This is a genomic window from uncultured Eubacterium sp. (genome assembly GCF_937958975.1).
In the GTDB taxonomy this organism is placed as follows: domain Bacteria; phylum Bacillota; class Clostridia; order Lachnospirales; family Lachnospiraceae; genus Eubacterium_G.
In genome coordinates, this window is record NZ_CALGRE010000045.1 from 25094 (window position 1) to 47337 (window position 22244).

Annotated in this window: 18 protein-coding genes; 15 read left to right on the plus strand and 3 right to left on the minus strand. The window is 33.6% G+C overall.

All coding sequences use genetic code 11. The annotated features are described in order from the left end of the window. Window positions 1-3 precede the first annotated feature (3 nt). From mfd to Q5O86_RS07975, 3 genes are read left to right on the plus strand one after another with little or no spacing between them, the layout of a single operon-like run. On the plus strand, window positions 4-3501 hold the full coding sequence (mfd, locus tag Q5O86_RS07965; protein ID WP_302626611.1) for a transcription-repair coupling factor: 3498 nt from the start codon (window positions 4-6) through the stop codon (window positions 3499-3501). 46 nt (window positions 3502-3547) lie between these two features. Beyond that, a complete protein-coding gene (locus Q5O86_RS07970) occupies window positions 3548-4207 on the plus strand; it encodes a hypothetical protein (RefSeq protein WP_302626612.1) in 660 nt (219 codons plus the stop codon). Continuing rightward, on the plus strand, window positions 4204-5256 hold the full coding sequence (locus Q5O86_RS07975; protein ID WP_302626613.1) for a D-alanyl-D-alanine carboxypeptidase family protein: 1053 nt from the start codon (window positions 4204-4206) through the stop codon (window positions 5254-5256). The genes Q5O86_RS07970 and Q5O86_RS07975 overlap by 4 nt, the downstream gene beginning before the upstream one ends. A 7-nt stretch (window positions 5257-5263) precedes the next feature. Here the strand turns inward: Q5O86_RS07975 and Q5O86_RS07980 are convergent, their stop codons facing one another. From Q5O86_RS07980 to Q5O86_RS07990, 3 genes are read right to left on the minus strand one after another with little or no spacing between them, the layout of a single operon-like run. Then, window positions 5264-5896, minus strand: a complete 633-nt coding sequence (locus Q5O86_RS07980; RefSeq protein ID WP_302626614.1) for a DnaJ domain-containing protein — start codon at window positions 5894-5896, stop codon at window positions 5264-5266. An 11-nt stretch (window positions 5897-5907) separates the two neighbouring features. Beyond that, on the minus strand, window positions 5908-6720 hold the full coding sequence (locus Q5O86_RS07985) for a DUF5685 family protein (protein ID WP_302626615.1): 813 nt from the start codon (window positions 6718-6720) through the stop codon (window positions 5908-5910). 1 nt (window position 6721) lies between these two features. Further along, entirely contained in the window at window positions 6722-7132 is a 411-nt protein-coding gene (locus Q5O86_RS07990) for a hypothetical protein (RefSeq protein ID WP_302626616.1), read from the minus strand. A gap of 228 nt (window positions 7133-7360) precedes the next feature. Here Q5O86_RS07990 and Q5O86_RS07995 point away from each other — a divergent pair, with 228 nt between their 5' ends. The 12 genes from Q5O86_RS07995 (at window position 7361) to Q5O86_RS08050 (ending at window position 22243) form a co-directional block, all read left to right on the plus strand. Further along, on the plus strand, window positions 7361-8806 hold the full coding sequence (locus Q5O86_RS07995; RefSeq protein WP_302626617.1) for a sugar transferase: 1446 nt from the start codon (window positions 7361-7363) through the stop codon (window positions 8804-8806). A 64-nt stretch (window positions 8807-8870) separates the two neighbouring features. Continuing rightward, complete coding sequence (gene cps2T, locus Q5O86_RS08000; RefSeq protein ID WP_302626618.1) at window positions 8871-10088, plus strand: beta 1-4 rhamnosyltransferase Cps2T; 1218 nt, start codon at window positions 8871-8873, stop codon at window positions 10086-10088. Window positions 10089-10102: 14 nt separating this feature from the next. Then, the gene (locus Q5O86_RS08005; protein WP_302626619.1) at window positions 10103-10954 is read left to right on the plus strand and encodes a glycosyltransferase family 32 protein; all 852 of its coding nucleotides are present in this window, start codon (window positions 10103-10105) and stop codon (window positions 10952-10954) included. Between the two features lie 9 nt (window positions 10955-10963). Next, window positions 10964-12319 carry a hypothetical protein gene (locus Q5O86_RS08010; RefSeq protein ID WP_302626620.1) on the plus strand — a complete coding sequence of 452 codons (1356 nt, stop codon included), beginning with the start codon at window positions 10964-10966 and terminating at the stop codon, window positions 12317-12319. 12 nt (window positions 12320-12331) lie between these two features. Continuing rightward, window positions 12332-13447, plus strand: a complete 1116-nt coding sequence (locus tag Q5O86_RS08015; RefSeq protein WP_302626621.1) for a hypothetical protein — start codon at window positions 12332-12334, stop codon at window positions 13445-13447. A gap of 10 nt (window positions 13448-13457) precedes the next feature. After that, window positions 13458-14798, plus strand: a complete 1341-nt coding sequence (locus tag Q5O86_RS08020) for a glycosyltransferase (RefSeq protein ID WP_302626622.1) — start codon at window positions 13458-13460, stop codon at window positions 14796-14798. Between the two features lie 46 nt (window positions 14799-14844). After that, entirely contained in the window at window positions 14845-15993 is a 1149-nt protein-coding gene (locus Q5O86_RS08025) for a glycosyltransferase (RefSeq protein ID WP_302626623.1), read from the plus strand. A 63-nt stretch (window positions 15994-16056) separates the two neighbouring features. Next, window positions 16057-17325, plus strand: a complete 1269-nt coding sequence (locus tag Q5O86_RS08030) for an O-antigen ligase family protein (RefSeq protein ID WP_302626624.1) — start codon at window positions 16057-16059, stop codon at window positions 17323-17325. A gap of 31 nt (window positions 17326-17356) precedes the next feature. After that, on the plus strand, window positions 17357-18442 hold the full coding sequence (locus Q5O86_RS08035; RefSeq protein WP_302626625.1) for an acyltransferase: 1086 nt from the start codon (window positions 17357-17359) through the stop codon (window positions 18440-18442). Between the two features lie 3 nt (window positions 18443-18445). Further along, a complete protein-coding gene (locus Q5O86_RS08040) occupies window positions 18446-19390 on the plus strand; it encodes a glycosyltransferase (RefSeq protein ID WP_302626626.1) in 945 nt (314 codons plus the stop codon). A gap of 23 nt (window positions 19391-19413) precedes the next feature. Continuing rightward, window positions 19414-20865 carry a lipopolysaccharide biosynthesis protein gene (locus Q5O86_RS08045; protein ID WP_302626627.1) on the plus strand — a complete coding sequence of 484 codons (1452 nt, stop codon included), beginning with the start codon at window positions 19414-19416 and terminating at the stop codon, window positions 20863-20865. 22 nt (window positions 20866-20887) lie between these two features. After that, entirely contained in the window at window positions 20888-22243 is a 1356-nt protein-coding gene (locus Q5O86_RS08050) for an MmgE/PrpD family protein (RefSeq protein WP_302626628.1), read from the plus strand. Window position 22244 lies beyond the last annotated feature (1 nt).

Genomic DNA, 22244 nt, shown 5'->3' on the forward strand with positions numbered 1-22244 from the left:
TGAATGAATAGTTTTGACTATCCTCTTTTACAACTGAATGAGTATGAGCAGGTGAGGGACTGCCTGTCACAAGGGAAATCCTGTCAGGTAACAGGATGTGGTGATTCCCAGCTTGCTCATTTTATTACAGGTCTTAGCAATGGCTACAAGCAGAAAGTCATTGTTACTTTTAGTGCCTTAAGAGCGAAAGAATTATATGAGGATATGAAGGGATTTACAAATGATGTAGTGATATATCCATCCAAAGATTTCATATTTTTTAGTGCGGATGTTCATGGAAATTTTATATTGCAGCAACGTCTTGAGTTTATCCGAAAAATAGTGGAAGATGAGCCTTTTACTGTAATTTTAACCGCAGATGCTTTTATGGATAAAATCCAACCCTTTCAAAAGATAAAAGACAATTGTATAGAGATTTCAGAGGGAAGTATGATAGAGCTGGATGCTTTAAAGACAAAACTCGTAAAAATGGGTTATGAAGCAGTGGAACAGATTGATAGTCCGGGTCAGTTTGCCGTGAGAGGAAGTATACTGGATATCTACACATTGACAGATGAGGTACCATATAGGATAGATTTTTGGGATAATGAGGTTGACATAATTAAGAGCTTCGAAATTGAAAACCAGCGTTCTATTGAAAATCTTGACAGCGTTCAAATATATCCTGCCACAGAATATTTCTTTGATAGTGAATCACTAAAATTTGGAACAGAAAAAATTAAAACAGAATTAAATAAGGCTGTGCAGAAATTTAGGAAAAATTTTAATACGGAGGAAGCACATCGATTGGAGATGACAGTCGGTGAGTTTCTGACGAATATAAACATTAATCCGTTTCATGTCGCTTTTGACAGTTATGTAAACTATTTCTTTGATGATTTAGTAAGTTTAATGGACTACTTTGACGAACCTATATTTTTTATTGATGAACCAAAGAGGGTTGTGGAACAGTTAAATGCAGTGGAGGCTGAGTTTAGGGCAAGTATGTCCAATCGACTGGAAAAAGGATATGTGTTAGCGGGTCAGACAGACATTTTATGGAATAAAGATACAATACTTGAGTATATTAATTCTAAGCCAAAGGTAGTTTTAACCGCAATTGCACAAAAGGTTTCTTTCTTTTACACAGAGGAATTTGTTGAGGTGGACACAAAGAATATCAGTCCATATAATAGCAAATTTGAAATGTTAGTGGAGGATTTAAAGAAGTATAAAGTTCAAAAATATTCTGTTTTGCTTGTGACATCTTCTACAACGAGAGGACTACGTCTGGCGGAGGATTTGAGAGAGTTTGGGCTGAGCGCTTTTTTTGAAAAGGATACAAAGAGGCAGGTAAATGCCGGTGAAGTTATGATTGTTAAGGGGAGACTTCGAAAAGGATTTATGTACCCGATGATAAAATTTGTGGCTATCTCAGATACTGATATTTTTGGAGAACGCAAAAAGAAGAAACGTAGAAAACATGGCTACTCAGGCACAAATATTTCCAGCTTTTCAGACTTAAATGTGGGAGATTATGTTGTACATGAAAATCATGGTCTTGGAATTTACCGGGGCATAGAAAAGGTAGAAGTAGACCATGTTGTAAAGGATTATATTAAGATAGAATATGCAGGTGGAAGCAGCTTATATATATTGGCAACGCAGCTTGATATGATACAGAAATATGCTGACAGTGAGGCAAAACCACCAAAATTAAATAAGCTCGGTGGTCAGGAATGGCATAAAACCAAGACCAGGGTGAAAAAAGCAGTAGCTGAAATTGCCAGAGAGTTGGTTGAATTATATGCCGTAAGACAAAATGGCGAAGGATATATGTTTTCGCCTGACACTGAATGGCAGAAAGAGTTTGAGGAGATGTTTCCGTTTGAGGAAACGGATGACCAGCTCAGCGCCATAAATGAAGTGAAAAAAGATATGGAAAGTTCCAAGATTATGGATAGGTTAATCTGTGGAGATGTTGGATTTGGCAAGACAGAGATTGCAATCAGGGCAGCATTCAAGGCAATACAGGATAATAAACAGGTGGCATATCTTGTGCCTACAACAGTCCTTGCACAGCAGCATTATAAGACTTTTAAACAAAGATTTAAGGATTTTCCGGTAAGAGTAGAAATGCTTTCCAGATTTCGGACAAAATCTAATATAGAGCAGAATATTAGAGATTTGAAAAAAGGGTATGTAGATATTGTAATTGGAACTCACAGACTTTTGTCGAAAGATGTTAAATTCAAAGATTTAGGATTGTTGATTATTGATGAGGAACAAAGATTTGGAGTAAAGCATAAGGAGCAGATTAAAGAGCTAAAAAACACGGTGGACGTAATTACTTTGACTGCAACACCTATACCGCGAACGCTTCATATGAGTTTAATTGGTATCAGGGATATGTGTGTCATGGAGGAACCGCCACAGGATAGGATGCCGATACAGACTTTTGTCATGGAGTATAATGAGGAAATAGCCAGAGATGCTATCAATAGAGAATTAGCCAGAGGTGGACAGGTTTATTTTGTTCACAATAGAGTTCAGGATATTGCAGATATGGCGGTGACTGTACAGAATATGGTACCGGAAGCAAGTGTAGCATTTGCCCATGGACAGATGAGTGAGCGCCAATTAGAAGAAATCATGTATGATTTTGTAAATGGTGATATTGATGTGCTTGTCAGCACAACTATAATAGAGACGGGACTTGATATTTCTAATGCAAATACCATTATTATTCATAATGCTGAGCGCATGGGACTATCACAGCTTTATCAGCTTCGTGGTCGTGTTGGACGCTCTAACCGTATGGCATATGCATTTTTGATGTATAGCAGAAATAAAATGCTTACAGAAGTGGCTGAAAAGAGACTTGGGGCAATCAGAGATTTTACTGAACTGGGTTCAGGTGTAAAGATTGCGATGAGGGACTTGGAAATAAGAGGAACGGGAAATCTGCTCGGTGCACAACAGAGCGGACACTTAGAGGCGGTTGGATATGACCTTTATTGTAAAATGCTGAATCAGGCGATTGAGGTGTTGAAGGGGCATACGCCAAAGGATGATTTTGAGACGAAGGTAGATTTATTGTGTGATGCTTTTGTACCGCCGTCTTATATTAAAAATGAATCTCTAAAAATGGACATTTATAAGAGGATTGCCGGGATTGAAACAAAAGAGGAATATGAGGATATGCAGGATGAACTCCTTGATAGGTTTGGTGATATTCCTTCTCAGGTGGAAAACCTGCTACAGGTTGTCATGCTCAAGGCAGCAGCCCATGAAGCTTATATTACTGAGATATCAGGCACAAAAGACAGGTTGAAAGTTATGATGTGGAGTGAGGCAAAGATTGATGTGGAGAGAATCCCTATTCTTGTGAGAGAATATAAAGGAAGATTGAAGTTTGTGGCAGGAGACACACCTCATTTTATTTATTCACCTAAGCCTAGTGATGATAATGTCATAGAAAGAGCGAAAAAGCTTGTTGAATCTATGTCGACACTCAGGTAGAGTGTGTAGAAAAGAATGGAATGAACATTTAAGAATGGAGTTTTCAATGAAAAGATTTTGGATTTTATGTATGGTTGCAATTCTTGGAATGGGAATTGTGGGATGCAATAAACAATATTCAAAAGAAAATGTATCTACAATAATGAGTGAAGAGGATAATGAAGCTGGGGAATCTGCGGATGAGATTGCAGTTATTTCGCTTGGTAAAAATGAAGTTTATCTGGATGAAGTTTTGTATTATGCGTATACGACACAGGCAACATATGAAACCTATTATCTGGCAGAGGGAAAAGAGATGAACTGGAATGCCGAGATGAAAAAAGGGGTTACATGGCAACAGGGAATAAAAAGCATTATTTTAGATGATATATGTAGGAGAGAATATTTTTGCTCTCTGGCAGATAAATATGATGTGGAGTTATCTGACAGTGAAGAGGAAAACATACAGAAAGCGGCAGATGAATATTTTGAGCAGTCCAGTGAAAAATTAATAAAAAAAATTAATATTAAGCGGGAGAGACTCAAAGAAGTATTTGAAAAGCAGAAAATAGCGCAACATGTCGAGAATATTTTGAAAGCTTCAGATGAAAGCCTGACAGATGATATGTATAATAAATGGAAAAAAGGAAATACTGTTACAGCAGACGAACAATGGGAAATGATTAATTTTGGTGAACCTATATTTACATTGGAGGATACAAAGTGAAAGGTCGTTTGACGTGTGTAATAAGTGCTGCCATATCAGTATTTTTGATAATTTGTACTCTGAACTACACACTTAACATAGGAAAAGAAGAAAAGAAAAATTATAATCCGGTGCAGGAAGCTGCCCAGAGTGAAGTGGTATTACAGGATTTTATTCATGATAATTATGTGATTAGTGAAAAAAATCCGTGGACAGATTACAGTTTGCATCCATTAGAATATTCTGCTGCGGATAATCATGTATTTCAAGAAGAAATTCGTGCAAAGTCAGCAGTATTGGTTGACATAAATTCCAGAACGATACTGTATGGGAAAAATGAAAATAAGCAGATGTACCCTGCCAGTACCACAAAACTAATGACGGCATTAACTGTTCTTCAAATTATGAGTATTAACGATGTCGTAACGATTGGGGATGAGGTATCATTGATAGCTTCGGATTCCAGCAAAGCCGGTTTTTCTAAGGGACAGATGGCAACGGTTGAGGAGTTGTTAGAAGGACTTCTTATCTCATCGGGAAATGATGCCGCATATGTTTTAGCAAAAGCAGCAGGAGAGGCCATATTTGAGGATAATATAGCAAATGAAGGTAAAACCTTTTCAAATACACAGTGTATTCAGCGATTTATTTTGGAGATGAATAAAAATGTCAGAGACATGAACTTGGATAATACGCATTTCACGTCTCCTGATGGGTATGACGACAGGAATCAGTATACCACTGCGACAGATTTGTCTAAAATAGCCATTGAGGCTTATAGCAATAAAGTGATATCGGATATTTGCAAGAAGAGTTCTTCGTATTCAGAGACATTAGATAAGACATGGACATCTACAAACCAACTTTTAAATAAAAATGGGAAATTTTATTATGAGTATTGTCAGGGATTGAAAACAGGAAGCACAGACCTTGCAGGAAAATGCCTTGTGTCGGTTGGCAGAAAGGATGGCAGGGAGTGTGTCAGTGTTATCTTGAATGACAATACGGACGAAGAGAGATGGAGTGACACGAGGAAACTGTTAAATTTTGGTCTTATTAATTTAGATTAATAAAAAATTAGCAGTGACAGCATAAGTTTAACAAGCATAATGTGGTGCAAGGGTCTGAACAACAGAACATACCGTCTCTGTCGCCACCATATGAATATTGTCTCTCATTGTACCATTGGTCGCCACTCTCAAAAGTTTGGACAAGGCGCTGATAAGTAGGGTTATTAGGCTCCATACGCAGAGCAGTTTTTGCCATATCGAGCGCAAGAATATTATTTCCCACACCATTATTCGCTAAGGCGCTTAGAAAATACCACTGAGCATTTCTATCGGAAATATTATTTAGAACATTCAGAGCTTCGTGATATCTGGCATTGTTAATATAATTGGCAGCAGCTGTATAATATGAATTATCCTGGCTGTATCCGGTATTTCCATTAAAACTGCCAAAGTCACCAAATCCGCCATATGTTCCATTACTGCCAAATCCTCCGGATGTATATCCGCCATGCTTACGCTCATTCATGATTTGGTCATATGCCTGTTGTACCAATTTAAACATTTCTTCAGCCTTATCTTTGTTCGGGTTATTCACATTGGCATCAGGGTGGTATTTTCTGCTTAATTTTCTATATGCTGTTTTTACTTCGTCGTCTGTGGCATTTCTGTCAATGCCAAGAACTTTATATGGGTCACTCATTTTAACTCTCTCTATTCCATTCGTTCTTTATATATTTTTCTAAAACGGTTCCATACACCTGCGTATAGGATATTTCTCAAAATATTTGCATTTTCTAAAATTGGCAGAGTTTCAAACTCTTTGGAACATTCTGCCATCATCATTGTAAGCATCTGCTCTATTCTATCATCAAACATATTGTCTTTGCAAATTTCTTTTAAGGGATTGTAACAATTCTTTTTTATATCTTTTTGCAAGTCGTCATATGCGTCGAGTATGTAAATAAATTTTCCGAGAAAAAAGCCCATGCGTTCCAGACAGGCAGACCATTCATCCTTTTTGGGAACAAATAGTACAGCCATAATTCTACCAAAAATACCTGCCATAACGTCAATACTTGCTTCATTTTCTTTTTCGCGGGTACCAAGTTCGTCAAGTAAAGAGGCTATCAGTTCAGATTTTTTTTGATAAACGCTGTTTTTAGTGCGAATTAGTTTGGCAAATGCTAGTTTTAATAAATTATGTTCATCATTCCAGTCATCCATAAATTTGTAATAGGATAAAATAATATTCATATCTGCCACATAATCAGTATATTCCGAAAAAATAAATCTATGTTTTTTCATTGGATGTGCGATACAACGATGTGTTTCGTCAAAAATATCCGGTTCGTAGAGAGCCGTTAGAAGCATAGAAAGGAAAGTCATATCATAAGTTAAAGTAAGCTGTCCCAGGATGCCATGTCTTTTTTTTAATGAGTGACATAGACCACAATAATAACCTTGATAGATATTAAATTCCTTAAATTTTAATTCGGGTTGATGAACAACGACATAACCAAACATATCAACTTCTTCTTATAAACTTGTGATGGCATTTGGGACAGCGTATTTCTATTTTTCCATGCCCCTTTGGAATACGGATTTTCTGACCGCATCCCGGACATTTAAAAAACTTATAGTATTTTTTCTGCTCTCTTGTGCGAGGGTCTATATTGTTATTCCGTTTAAAGTTTGAAATAAAATGTAAATATTTTTCGTTTTCAGCAGAACGTTTATAAATGTTTCTCGAAAACATTCTAAGGTATACCAAAATAATCAAAATTAAAATGAGAGTGCTAATCAGCGAGCTGATGCGCCCTCTCGTAAAAAAAGATAATATGCAGAGAATAAAGGTCGATGTAATCATAAAACGTGATAATTGGTCAACCCCATATCTCCCATACATGAAACGAGAAAATTTTTCTTTCCAACCCATGACAGGCTCCTTTCAATAAACTGAAACTAATATAAAATACAACTTATCAATTCTAAAAAATAAAATCAATATTAATAGAGAAGTTTTAACATTTACGTTACAAAAGTTTACAAATATTCCATATTTACTTTTAAGTAATAATAAGATAGAATAAAAACGATATCAAGTTGAAAAAATGGGCAAAAGGGGAGAAAAAATTGATATTCAATTGGAAGGGGAGAAATACATATGCACATAAAGAAGAGCAGCTGGTTAAAGCACTTGGATTTTATTTTAGCAGATTTGATTTGCCTGAATATAACATTTCTTTTTGCGTACTGGTTACGGCATGATATATGCAATGTATATGCACTAAAAGGTTATCGAATGTTAATTGTGATTGCCATGATATTGCATTTTTGTATTGGATATTTTTCGAATTTTTATTCCGGTATCTTAAGAAGAGGATATTTTACAGAGTTTAAAAATGTTTTAGTATATAACATACAATTGACAGGTTTATTATTTACATATTTGTTTGTTATGCAGTTGGGGAACTCGTACTCTAGAACTGTTTTGGTAGGATACTTTTTCATCAATACAATTTGTATGTACATGGTACATATTTGCATGAAAAAAAAGCATGCCGGCAGGGAAGGTATTGTAAAACAGAGTCAGATAAAAATATTATTGGTTTCCACAGAGGATATCGTAGAAGAATCGGTCAGATTGATTCGTCAGGGTCATGATAAGTCTTATGAGATTGTTGGAGTTGCAATCGATAATTCTTCTTCAAGCTTGAAACAGGTGTTGGGGATTCCGGTGGTTTCCTATGGGGAGAATATATATGAATATGCGTGCAGGAACGTAATAGATGATGTTTTGCTTTGTATCAATCCGTCAGAGCAGGAAAAAATTGAGAGCATAACAAACAAGTTTTTAGAGATGGGAATTACAGTTCATATCAAGATGAATATGTTTGCAAAAGGGCTTCCGAATGTCTATTTTGGAAAAATAAACGCTGTCAGTGTTATGACAACAAGTATGAAGACTGTAAAACCATATGAAATATTTTTAAAAAGAGCGTTGGATATATGTGCCGGGGGATTTGGATGTATTATAACAGCAATTTTATTTATTTTTATTGCGCCGGCTATTAAGATAGCCGATCCGAAGGGACCGGTATTTTTTGCCCAAGAGCGCGCCGGAAAAAACGGAAGAATCTTTAAAATTTATAAGTTTCGTTCTATGTATTCTGATGCAGAAGCCCGTAAAAAAGAGCTTATGGATAAAAATAAGATGGATGGTCTAATGTTTAAGATAGATGCTGACCCTAGAATCATAGGAAGCGGACCTGACGGAAAGAAAAAAGGGCTGGGACACTTTTTAAGAGCCTCTTCTCTTGACGAGTTTCCAAATTTCTGGAGTATTTTAAAAGGTGATATGAGTTTGGTTGGGACAAGACCACCGACAATGGATGAATATGAGAAGTACGAATTACATCATAAGAGCCGTTTAGCTGTCAAACCGGGGCTTACAGGAATCTGGCAGGTTAGTGGCAGAAGTGATTTTACAGATTTTGAAGAAATTGTCAAATTAGATAATGAATACATTAAAAACTGGAGTCTTGGACTGGATATTAAAATTATTTTAAAGACGGTGATTGTCGTATTGACAAGAAAAGGCTCTGTATAAGAAGAAATAATTATTTGGTTATTTAGAAATAATGAATCTGATAAAAGACGAAATGGGAAGTAATATGAATAAGAATTTTACAGATGTATCAAAAAAGCATATTTTTATAGTGGGATGTAAGGGAATACCTACCAGATACGGTGGGTTTGAGACTTTTGTTGATAAGCTTACAGAATATACCGGGGACAAGTCTATCCAGTATCATGTTTCGAGAATACTAGATAATAACGAATATGATGATAAAAATACAGAATATGAGTATAATGGCGCTCATTGTTTTGATATAAAACAGAGAATGGGCGGACCTGCGAAAGCTATATTTTATGATATTGATGCTATAAAATATAGCATTAATTACATTAAGAAAAATAATATTAAGGATTTTGTTGTTTATGTGCTTGCCTGTAGGATAGGACCGTTTATTGGAAGCTTAAAGCGACAGATTCATAAGTTAAATGGAAAACTTTATGTAAACCCGGATGGGCATGAATGGAAACGTGCAAAGTGGAGCGCTCCGGTAAGACGATATTGGAAGATTTCAGAAAAGCTCATGGTAAAACATGCAGATTTACTTGTATGTGACAGCAGGGGAATTGAGGATTACATAAAGAATGATTACAAGAAGTACAATCCAAAGACCACTTTTATAGCATATGGTGCTGAGACGAGTGAATCGGAATTGGCTGATGATAATGAGAAAGTAAAAGAGTGGTTTTCTACATTTGATATTAAATTTAATAATTATTATCTTATTGTCGGGAGGTTTGTACCGGAAAATAATTTTGAGAGAATGATTAAAGAGTTCATAAAGTCGAATACAGATAAAGATTTAGTTATTGTGACAGGATATGAAGCGAATCCTTTTTATAATACTTTGCTTGAAGAAACACATTTTGACAAAGATAATAGAATAAAATTTGTGGGAACAGTTTACGACCAACCGCTGTTAAAGAAAATAAGAGAAAAAGCTTATGCATATATTCATGGACACTCTGTAGGTGGGACAAATCCAAGTCTTTTAGAAGCACTTGGACTGACAAAATTGAATTTGTTGTTTGATGTATCATTTAATAGAGAAGTCGCAGAAGATGGGGCAAAATATTGGAATCATGAATATGGAATGCTTGCCCATGTGATAGAAATGGCGGATGAAATGGGGCAGGAAGAAATTCAGATAATGGGAGACAAGGCAAGAGAAAGAATTGAAAAATTTTATAGTTGGGAATATATAACCAGTCGATATGAGGAGTTGTTTGAAAATCAGAGAAACATAACAGGATAATATGAATACATTAAATGACCAGAAATGAACTCTGGTCGTTTTGTGTGTTAGATATAGATAAAAATAAAAGATTAATGGTGAAACATTTGATTGAGAGTGATAGAAATATAGTACATTATTGTTGGTTTGGGAAAGAAAATATTTCTGAAAGAGATTTAGGGTTTATTGAAAACAACAAAAGGTTTTTTAAAAATTATGACTTTATAATATGGAATGAACAAAATTTTGATATTAATGGATGCAATTTTGCAAGACAGGCATATGAAATGGGAGAGTATGCTTTTGTGAGTGACTATGTCCGGGCAAAGGTTCTTTATCAATATGGAGGAATTTATTTAGACACAGATGTAAAAGTGATTCGGAATTTCCCCAACACTGATAGTTTTGAAGGCTTTGCAGCGTTCGAGAGAAGAAAATTTTTGGGAACGGCAGTTTTAGGATGCAAACCAAAAAATAAATTAATAGGAAAATTAGTTGATTATTATGAAAATAATGACTTTATTTCTGAAGATGGGAATATGGATATTGTGGCAAATGTTTCATTATTTACAGATATTATGTTAGAAAAAGGATTGGTACTTGGAGGCGGGGAACAGGAAGTATGTGGTATAAAGGTATTTTCAAGGGAGGTTTTTTTCCCAAAGAAATTAAGTGATACAGAATTTAGAGTAACGAAGGAAACGGCGGCAATACATTATTGCAATAACAGCTGGCTTAGTGAAAGAGAAAAGAAAAGAGGAAAAAGCAAGTTATGGATTGAGGTCGTACGACCGTTATTACAAAGTTTAAGAAAAATATTGCAAAAAGTTATTGGAAAAGAGAAAACCCGAAATATTGAAATAAAGCTGAGGAACAAGTTAAAATAGGTAGAAGAGATGTGGAATAAATTATGTGGAAAAGTGTTAATCGAATATTTAAAAGAATTAGAACACCATAAAATTGCATACTTTATTTTGAGAAATTACCAGGGGCTTCCGTTTGAAAATACAGCAAAAGATATAGATATTGTTGTTGAGCCAAAGCAAGTAAAAGTTGCTTATCGGTTGTTAAGAGAAGTGTTTTCAAACAACGATTTAGAGTATTACGATGAATTTAGAACTTCAAAAATGATATGTATGCATGGCATGAGTATTAAAAATAATATAGGAATACATATTGATTTACTTCAGGGATTAAATACAAAAGGATATGAATTAGAAAAATTTGATAAAATGTACGACCATACACAAGAATATAGAGGAATGGTGGTATTAGAGGATAAATATGAGGCGTTTTGGCTTTATATTTGTAAGTTATTTGGCCAGAAAAGACCTATTGTGAAATTAGAATATCAGGAAAAGATAAGTAATTTATTAAAGAATAATTCAGATTTTTTTATTGAAGAATTATCTAAAAGAGTTTCAAAGTCATATTTACAGCGTGTGAAGTCTTACATATTAACAAGAGATTATGATGCTATATTAAATGATTATAAACAATTAAATAAAGAGATTAAGATAAATGTAAGGTATAGAAGTCCCATAAAGACTTTGTTAAATCGTATACAGTTTTTACTGGAAAAGTTAGAAAGAATTGTTTTCAGATATAATAAATATTCACGCACAATTGGTATGATAGCGCCAGATGGAACAGGAAAGTCAAGTTTACTTAAAGAAATTAAAAATAGTTTAAATTACTACTATGTTTCGGAGAATAAATGCAGGTCTTATCATTTTAGGCCTACAATTGTTCCCAATTTAAACGAAATGGGGCAAAAGATAAAGATAACAAAAGAGTCAGATAATGTAACAGATAGAGAACAGATACAGCAATCAGGGCCAATTATTTCCCTGATTAGGATTATCTATTATTCTATGGATTATATTGTTGGATGGAGAAAACAGATAAGAGTAGATGTTCACTACGACAAATATTCGGTTTTTGACAGGTATAGTTATGATATGATTGTTGACCCTAAACGAAGTAAAATAAAATTACCCTATTGGGTGAGGCGTTTTTTTGTGGCATTAACACCAAAACCCAAAGTAATGTTTTGTCTCGTTGCGAATCCTGAGACTATTTATGGAAGAAAACAGGAATTGTCATTGATAGAAATAGAAAGGCAATTAGGAGAATATAAAAAGCTAAAAAAAGTATATCCTAATATACATTTTTTAGATGCTGAAAAATCGATAAATGTTTTATGTGACGAGGCAATGAAAATTATATTGGATAATTATACAAAACAGTAATGGGAGACTTTAATGGTAAAAGATGATTTTTTTAATCAAATTTTTCAAGAGAATATAAATGGTCATAAATATTTCGTTTTTGATAATGGAAAAAAGACATGGATTATTCCGGCTAAAAATATGAATAAGGGATTTGGCATATATCAGGCATCTAATATAAAGGGGAAAATAATGAAAACAGTTTTTCCAATGATTAGATGGAGTAAAATAGTGAGAAAAGTTGCAAAATGCCAAATAAAAAAATTGTCTTTAAAAAAGGAAATTATTCAGATAATAGAAAGGTATTGTGATAACGATTATCAATGTTCAGTTTATTATGGAAATTTAGATGAATCTCAACAGAATGCAAAAGCTACAATACAGGTTTTTAACAAAAATAAAATCTTTGTATATATTAAAATAACGAAAAATGCAGAGAATAAGAAGACGTTTGTAAAAGAAAAGAGGGCATTGCAATATTTAGAAAAAAAAGAAATAGATAATATTCCAAAATGTCTTGCTATTCATAAATTTGGAGAATGGAGTGCGTTTATCCAGGACACAACAAACAAAAAAATAAAAAGCAGTTTTGTATTTTCAGAAGCGCACTGGGATTTTTTAATCAATATTTACAATGCTACAAAATGTGCAGCAAAGTATCAGAATAGTGATATATGTATTTATTTTAATAAGCTCTCTGATTTAATAGCCAATAACCCTGAATTGAAAAAAAATGCTGTTTTATGTGGGTCGTTATCTTATGTGAAAGATTGGCTTGGAGCGGGAGAAAAGATTTATACTTTTGCGCATGGGGATTTTACTCCGTGGAATACATATATGGTGGAAGATAAAATATATGCATACGATTTTGAATATTGTTTGGAGAGAGCTGTTCCTTTTTTTGATTTTTTTCATTTTATTTGTCAAAAAAATCTTATTATGCGGGGAATGGATACAAAAAATACAATTAAAGAATACAATATATTTAAATCACGAATGTTACGGTTTATAGGCGAGCCGGATAAGGCATTTTGTTCTTATCTTCTTTATACTATTACTTTTTATCTGGTGCGGACAGAGAATCAAATGGATTTAGATGATAGTAAAATAAAATATAGATTGAGTCTTTTAGAAATTTTATCTAAATAAGAGGTATTAAATGAAAATATTACATTATTCATTGGGCTTTCCACCATATGCAAGGGGTGGTTTGACGAAATATGCAGTAGATTTGGCTATGGAGCAGAAGAAGCATGGGCATGATGTGGCTATGTTATGGCCCGGTACAATTATGCGTTTCGGTTGTCCCAAAATTGTAAAAACACGGGATTACTTTGGAATTAAGAGCTATGAGTTGAAAAATCCGGAGTTTTTACCACAAATATATGGAATTAAAGAGTTTGAACAGTTTCAGGTAGATGTAAATATGAAAGTTTACATAAAATTCTTACAAAAAATGAAACCGGATATTATTCATATACATACATTAATGGGAATGCATATTAATTTTTTAGAAGCTGCCAGACAGTTAGGGGTTAAGACAGTATATACAACGCATGACTTTTTTGGTATTTGTCCTAAAAGCACATTATTTTTTAACAAGAAGAGCTGCAAAGATAATTTTGATTGCAGTGGATGTGCAGTATGTTGTGAGAATGCACTCGGAATAAATAAGATGAGAGTTTTGCAAAGCCGATTTTATAGAAGTATTAAAAATACGAAAATTGTTCAAAAAGTTAGATTAAATCAGAAAGAAAGAGTGTTTGCACTTGAGGATGAGGTTAAGGAAGTAGATGAAAATAACGAGTTGGCGAAAGAAAGATATGCCCGTTTAAGAGAAGGGTATCTCGAATATTTTAAGAGAATTACTGTAATACATTTTAATAGTAGTTATATGAAAGCAGTTTTTGAAAAGTATATGAATATAGACAAAGGTATTGTATGTAATATAACTCATAGTCAAATTAAAGATAATAAGTATCAGTATAATAAAGTAATTCAAAATCATGTACTGCAGATAACTTATATGGGTCCAATTGCAGAATACAAAGGGTTTTACTTGTTAAAAAATGTTTTGGACAAGTTATATGAAGAGGGAATGCAAAATTTTCAGCTTACTATATATCATGAAATTTCTAATCCGGAACCATATATGAAAGTTATGCCGCCATATCGGTATGAAAATCTAAATCAAGTAATGAATCGTGCAGATATAGTTGTGGCATTACATGATGTTTCGTATGGATTTACTGTATTAGAGGCGTTAAGTTATGGTGTTCCTGTTTTTGTCACAGAGGAAGTAGGAGCTAAAGATTTGGTAATTCATAATGAGACAGGTGTGATTTGTGAATATAATTTTGAAAGCGTAAAGGAAAATATTCGAAGCTTATTGGAAGATTTAGAAAAAGTAGAAAGTATGAAGAAAAATATCAAAGAGAAATTCAAAGTGCCTGAAATGGAAGAACATATTAAAGAATTAATTGAAACAGTTTATAAATAGATGTTACAAATTATATTATTACATAAGGAATAAGGTTAATATAAAAATGAAAAGAAAGAAAGTATTAATAGTGTCGTATTATCTTAATTTGAGGGATACGGACAGATGTTATACTGTTTTAAAGTATTTCACGGAAAGAGAATATGAAATTCAATTGTTATGTGGAAATTATGATCATAATTCTAAAACAAAGGTACATTATGATATTGATGTGGCTGAAGAAATCGATGTTATTCCATATAAAAAAAATATGTCGCTCACGAGAATGATTTCGGCATGGAAGTTTGGGTTAAATATAAAGAAAAGAATAAAAAATATGGAGGCTGATATTATTTATGTTGTAGGTCCGCCAAATTCTACAGCATACCTGTTAAGAAAAACTGCAAAGAAAAAAGGAGCATTTTTCGTTTCTGATATTTATGATTTATATCCCGAAACAATACCATTTAATAAAAACATAAAAAAAGCAGCGAAGATTTGTGGATTTTGGTGGTGGTCTTATTTGCGAAATTCCGTGATAAACAAGTGTGATTGTTTTATTGGTTCGTGTAAATATTATTTTACCTTGTTAAATCTTAAAGAATGTGAAAAACTAAAAGTTGTTCCATTGTGTAAAAGTGAAAAGAGTGTCAGAAGAACAGAAATATTAGATACTGATAAGTTAAATATACTTTATCTTGGAGCATTAACAGGAAATTATGACTTTGAAGGACTTGTTGAGATTATGGAAAAAATCAACAAAACAAAACCGGCGAAACTTAGTATTATCGGAGACGGACCAAGAAAGGAATGGCTTCTAAAAGAATTAGACAGTAGAAAGATTCCGTATGATTTTCTTGGTAGAGTTTATGATGAGGATATGAAAGCAAACGTCATGAAAAAGTGTCATTTCGGATTTAATGGATTTAAGGAAAATGTTGCAATTGCACTTTCCTATAAAAGTATGGAGTATATGTCAAATGCCTTGGCGCTTATAAATTGCTGCAAAGAAGATACATGGGACATGGTTAATCAAAAGAATATTGGAATAAACTATAATCATGCTATAATAGACCAGGTGGTGGAAAAGATATGTCAATTTAGTCCCGAAGAGATATTTGAAATGCAAAATTGTGCGGCTATGCAATATGATGAGAATTTTTCGTACGAATGTTATAAAAAGAAAATGGATGAATTATTTGAAAATATCGACTAGGAATAGAAAATGCGAATTTAGAGGAATGCATATTAACAAAAACGGAAAAGAAAGGTAAAAAATATGTTTCAACCAGTCATAAAAATAAATACAAAATGGACGAAAGATATTTCAGTAACGGTCCTATTATTATTTCTGATTCAGTCTATGTTTAACAATGAACTTAGAGTGATAGTATATACATTTTTACTTGTTGCTGTATTTTTACTGAATAAAAGGATTGTTGTTCCGGCAATTTATGGTGCAAGAATATATTTTATATCGATTCTTATAATGATAGTTTATGGTTTTTTTGTTAATGATATGTCAGGTTTGTTTAAGGGAACGTTTTATGTCATTAATAATATTATGATTGTTATTGTTGGGTATTATGCATGCAGGTTTGAGAGAAATAAATCATTGATGAAAACGCTTTATTTTGTATGTGCAATACAGCTGGCTGGCGACTGGCTCAAATTATTAATAAATATAGCAGATATAGGCACGCTTGGAAGTTTAAGAAACGTATTCAACAATCATATAATGGATTTGATGATGTTTTCGGTTTTATTATTTTATGAGTGCGTGTTAAATAAAAAAACTATCTATGGGAAAAAGAGAGATTTATTTTTGATATTAGCCATAATGGTAACAGTATTAGTTTCTCTTGGAAGAACGCAGATACTGTGTATGATTATCGGTGTTTTTGTTGCTTATATCATACCTATAATTAAGGCGGAAAAGAAGCAGCGGTTTGTTATGAATCTGATTGTCTCTACAGCGGTTGGAGTTTGTCTTGTATTTCTGACATTTTTGTTTTTACCGGAGGATTTTACCGCTCCGTTTGTTAATAAAGTTGAGAAGACTTTTACAGAGCTATCTACGGATAACGAATTTGATGATGAGTCAAGTATCAGTAGTAACTGGAGAGGATATGAAAAGAAAAATGCAGAAGAACAGTGGCAGAAGACAAATATTGCTGAGCAGGTATTTGGTCAGGGAATAGGAACTGAAATTAAATTAAAAAATCTGCCAAAGACACAGAGACAGGAATATGGACTTACAAATAGCAGTACCCCATTATTACATAATGGATATTATACATTACTTACAAAAGGCGGAGTTTTAGCTGTTTTTGGAATTTTATTCTGGCTTTTATATCCGATTAGGATTTTGAGTTCAAAAGTAAAATCAAAGTATCTAATTGACATTTATACACAAATGCTAATTGTAAATGTTATGATGATGGTTACCACATATGTAATAAGAGGACTTATTGGAAGCGGTACATTTTTGGTTTGGGGTACTATTATAGGATGGAATAGTTGTAAATTAAAACAAATATTAAAATAACTATGGATTTACAAAGATTGATGGAGGTTATATGAATAATAGAATTGTGGGCATAGATGTGATTAAAGGGATAAGTATTATGTTGGTTGTTATATATCATACAATCACATCCAGCTATATTTCTCCGGTGCAGTTCTTGGATTTTTTGAGTGCATTTTTATTAAACGCCTTCTTTTTTGCTGCAGGGTGGGTATATGCATATAGTAAGAATAATAATAATTACAAAACTAAAATTAAGAGAAAAATTATAGCTCTGGGGATTCCATATATATTATTGAGTGTGTTTGCCATAGTATATCAGTTTATTGTGGGTACTGTATTTGGAAATAATTTTATCAGTGATACATATCATGGAAAGCAGTTGTTATTAAGAAATCTTTATTGTGCGTTTTCACTTACAGGAATAGGAACGTTATGGTTTTTACCGGTTATACTGATTGCAAATATAGTATTGATATATCTAATAAAAAAGACAGAAAAATGTAAAAATCAGACACTTATTATGGGGCTGGTCTGTTTAATTATGTATTTGTTTTATGTTTTTGTCATATGTAGGATTGATATAAATATTACAAATACAACATCAAAAATCATATTTGAGGAAGTGAGATTTCTTGATAGGATAGTTATTGGATGTGTGTATATTGTCATGGGATATATTGCCAATAAAATATTATCAAAATTAAATTTTGGAAATATAGCGAATTTATTCATTGGTGTAGCATTTCTGGTATTGGGAGCTGTTTTATATCATTTTGAGTTGGAATTTTATAAGGTATTATATACTTTAGCAGAAACGCTTATTATAATTCATTTGTGCAATTACCGGTGGGCAGCCATACTTACAAAGCCGGTAAGTTATTTAGGTGAAAACTCTCTTTATATAATGGTAATTCACTATATCTTTGTTCAGCCTGTTGTCATGAAAATGATTTGGGGAAGCTATTATTTTATGAATACACCACTATTTACAAAGAGAATCGTATTATTCTTTGTGGTTTTGGCGGTTACATTAATAATTACTGAAATTGGCAAACGAGTTGATGATATTTTGTTTTTATTCGGAAAGGGTGAACGGTTTAAAGAGCTTCAGAAGAGGATACTAAGAAGGAGTTAAAATATGAATAATGAAGTGATGTTAAGTATATATATTGCTACTTATAATCATGAAAAATATATTGCACAGGCATTAGATGGTGTGTTGAAACAAAAAACGAAGTATTCTTATGAGATATTAGTTGGTGAAGACTGCTCTCCGGATGGGACAAGAGATATATTGAAACAGTATGAGGAAAAGTATCCGGGGAAATTTCGCATGTTTTATAGAGAAAAAAATATGCATGGACAGCATCCTAACAATGCAGGCGATTTAAAACGCCGGTGTAGAGGTAAATATATTATTGCCTTAGAAGGTGATGATTATTGGATTGATGAAAATAAGATTGAAAAACAAATTGAGTTTTTAGAGAAGCATGAGGATTATGTTGCAGTTGCCCATAATTGTATTGTTGTAGATGAAAATTCTAAACCGTGTGGCAAAAGTTATCCTGAATGTAAAGATGAGGAATATACAATAAAACATTTCGCAAGCGAAATAATGCCGGGACAACTCACGACAGTGATGTGTCGAAACTATATAAAAGACGATACAATGGATACAGCTTTTTTTTTGAATAAGGGACTCAGTCCGGGAGACAGGCTGGCATATTTTGCATTTATATTAAATGGGAAAGTATATTGTATTCAAGAACCAATGAGTGCATATCGACAAATTAGAAAAAGTGGTACAAGCTTTACGGCAGCATATAAGTATAACTTTAAAAAAGAAGAAAGATGGAACTATGCACTGATTGAATATTCTGAAAAAAATAATTTCAAAGATGGTATTAAGTATGGAGAATTACTTTATTTTAGGAATTTGATAAGTGGATTAAGTTCTAAACAGTGCAGTGTCAGACAAATGTTGATTTATATGAAAAATATAAATCATAAGTTTAGAACGGTTGTACTGTATATAAGACATTGGATTAGGCACCATGTTTTGCATAAAACATTGTGGGTATAAAGATGATTGTGTAGGCGAGGAAAATGACGGAAGCAAATTTAAGAAATAAAACAATATCAGGATTAATATGGAGATTTTTGGAGCGCTGTGGCGCCCAAGGCGTTAATTTTATAGTGCAAATTGTATTGGCAAGACTAATTGCGCCGGAATTATATGGAACCATTGCATTGGTTACCGTATTTACAGCTATATTGCAGATATTTGTTGATAGTGGAATGGGAAATGCGCTGATACAAAAGAAAGATGCAGACGATTTGGATTTTTCAAGTGTGTTTTATTTCAATATGGCAGTGTGCGGTGTGCTTTATTTGGGCATGTATATTGCATCGCCGTATATTGCATCATTTTATAATGATGATGAATTAGTAGCGGTGATTCGGGTTATGAGTCTTGTGCTTGTGATTGCGGGAGTGAAGAATATTCAGCAGGCATATGTCTCTAAAACCATGCAGTTTAAAAGATTTTTCTTTGCAACTATAGGCGGAACTGTTGTAGCAGCAGTTGTCGGGATTTGGATGGCTTATGCAGGATATGGAGTATGGGCTTTGGTTGCTCAGAATTTAACGAATAAAATAATTGATACAATTGTATTATGGCTCACTGTTAAATGGAGACCAAAGTTAATGTTTTCATTTAACAGATTAAAAGGACTGGTATCATATGGATGGAAGTTACTTGTTTCCGCATTGCTTGAGACTGTGTATAATAATGTAAGGCAGTTGATTATGGGAAAGTTAGATACGACAGCAGAACTAGGATATTATAATCGTGGAAAGCAGCTGCCTTTTACCATTATAGGAAATATTAATACATCCATTGACAGTGTTTTGTTTCCGGCGTTATCCTCTCAGCAGGACGCTCTGGAAAGAGTAAAATCAATGACCAGAAGGGCGATAAAAATCAGTAGTTATATTATGTGGCCGATTATGATAGGGTTCGTATTTACAGCCGAACCTATTGTGGAACTATTGCTGACTCACAAATGGGCAGGATGTATACCATATCTTAGAATATTTTGTATAACATATGTGTTTTATCCGATACATTCTGCAAATTTGAATGCGATTAAGGCTGTGGGACGAAGTGATGTTTTTCTAAAATTAGAAATTATCAAGAAAGTTATAGGTATTATTGTCGTAATATGTACGATGTGGTTTGGGCCATTAGTTATGGCGTACAGCCTTTTATTTACCAGCCTTGTTAATCAAATTGTAAATTCGTGGCCAAATAAGAAATTATTGAATTATAGCTATATAGAGCAGCTAAAGGATATTGCACCGTTTATGTTGCTTTCGGTTATAATGGGTGTGTGCGTTTATGGGTTAAATTTTATTGGAATGGGATATGCAATTACACTTGTTTTTCAAATTATCTTAGGAGTAATAATATATGTAGCAGGTTCCGTTGTATTTAAGTTTGACAGCTTTTATTATTTATTAGATACGGTAAAAGGAATGTTTATAAGAAAAGAATAGGAAATGAGAGCGAAATAGGCATATGAAAAATATATCAGAAAGATTTGTAGATTTTATATATGAGTTAGCCCAGAATGAAGTTTCAGAGACAGATTTGGTGCAGGCACGAAAATGTTTTGCAGATTATATTAGTGTTACTGTAGGTGGTGCAAAGACTTCAAAAGAAAAAGTTAGAAAGTTTGTAGAGAGTAATCAAGGGGAATATGGCATTATCGGTTATTGCAAAAAAGTGTCTTTTAATAGTGCCGTAATGGTGAATGCCTACAATTCCCATGTTTTAGAATTGGATGATGGCCATAGGGTTGCAATGATGCATTTAGCTGCTCCAATATTTTCAGGATTGATTAGCGTGGGTGAAAAAAACCAGTGTACATTGAAGGAAATCTTGAAAAGTGCGGTGATTGGATATGAGGTTTCAATCCGCCTGGCAAGTGCTGTACAGCCAAGTCACAAGAAAAAAGGATTTCATGCAACAGGTACATGTGGAACGGTTGGGTGTGCTTTAGCGATAGCAACTTTATTGAAATACAATAAACAGGAAATGCTTAATGTTTTGTGTGCAGCTGCTACATCGGCCGCAGGATTGCTGGAGGCTATCACGGGTAAGTCCGAGCAAAAACCATATAATATAGCAAATGCAGCAAATGCCGGAGTAAATGCAGCATTGTTTGGAAAATATTTTTGCGGTCCGAAAGATATCCTTGGGGGAGAAAGAGGATTTGTCAAAAATATGAGTGATGAATATGATATGGATTTACTAATTCAGAAACAAGATAAAATGGCAATAAATGGAATATATATGAAACCGTATGCGGCATGCAGACACTGTCATGCACCGATAGAAGCAGCATTAAAGATTGCCGCAGGGGAAGAAGTGGATGTGAGGAATATCGAAAACGTTGTTGTAGATACTTACAATTTGGCTGTGTATGGGCATGAACATAAAAAAATTGAGGGTGTAAATTCAGCAAAGATGAGTATTCCGTATAGTGTAGCGGTGGCACTAATGTATCATAAAGCAGGTCTGGAAATGTTTCGTCAGGAAATTATTTATGATGAGAAAATAACAAGTTTGACAAATAAGGTAATGGTAAAAGAAAATGAAGAACTCTCCAAGCTCGTTCCGGACAAGAGAAGTGCAGTTGTGACAGTAAATTATTTAGATGGCACAGCAGTGACAGCAAGAGTGGATTATCCAAAGGGAGAACCTGAAAATCCTATAGATAAGCAGGAGTTATCAGACAAATTTTATTCCTTAATGAATAGTGGAGGAATAGGTGAAACAGAGATTGAAAAAGTTTGGAAGTTTATTTGGGAAACAGATAATGAAAATATGGAAATAGCAGGTTTGTTCGAGATTTTAGGAGATATGGTATAGT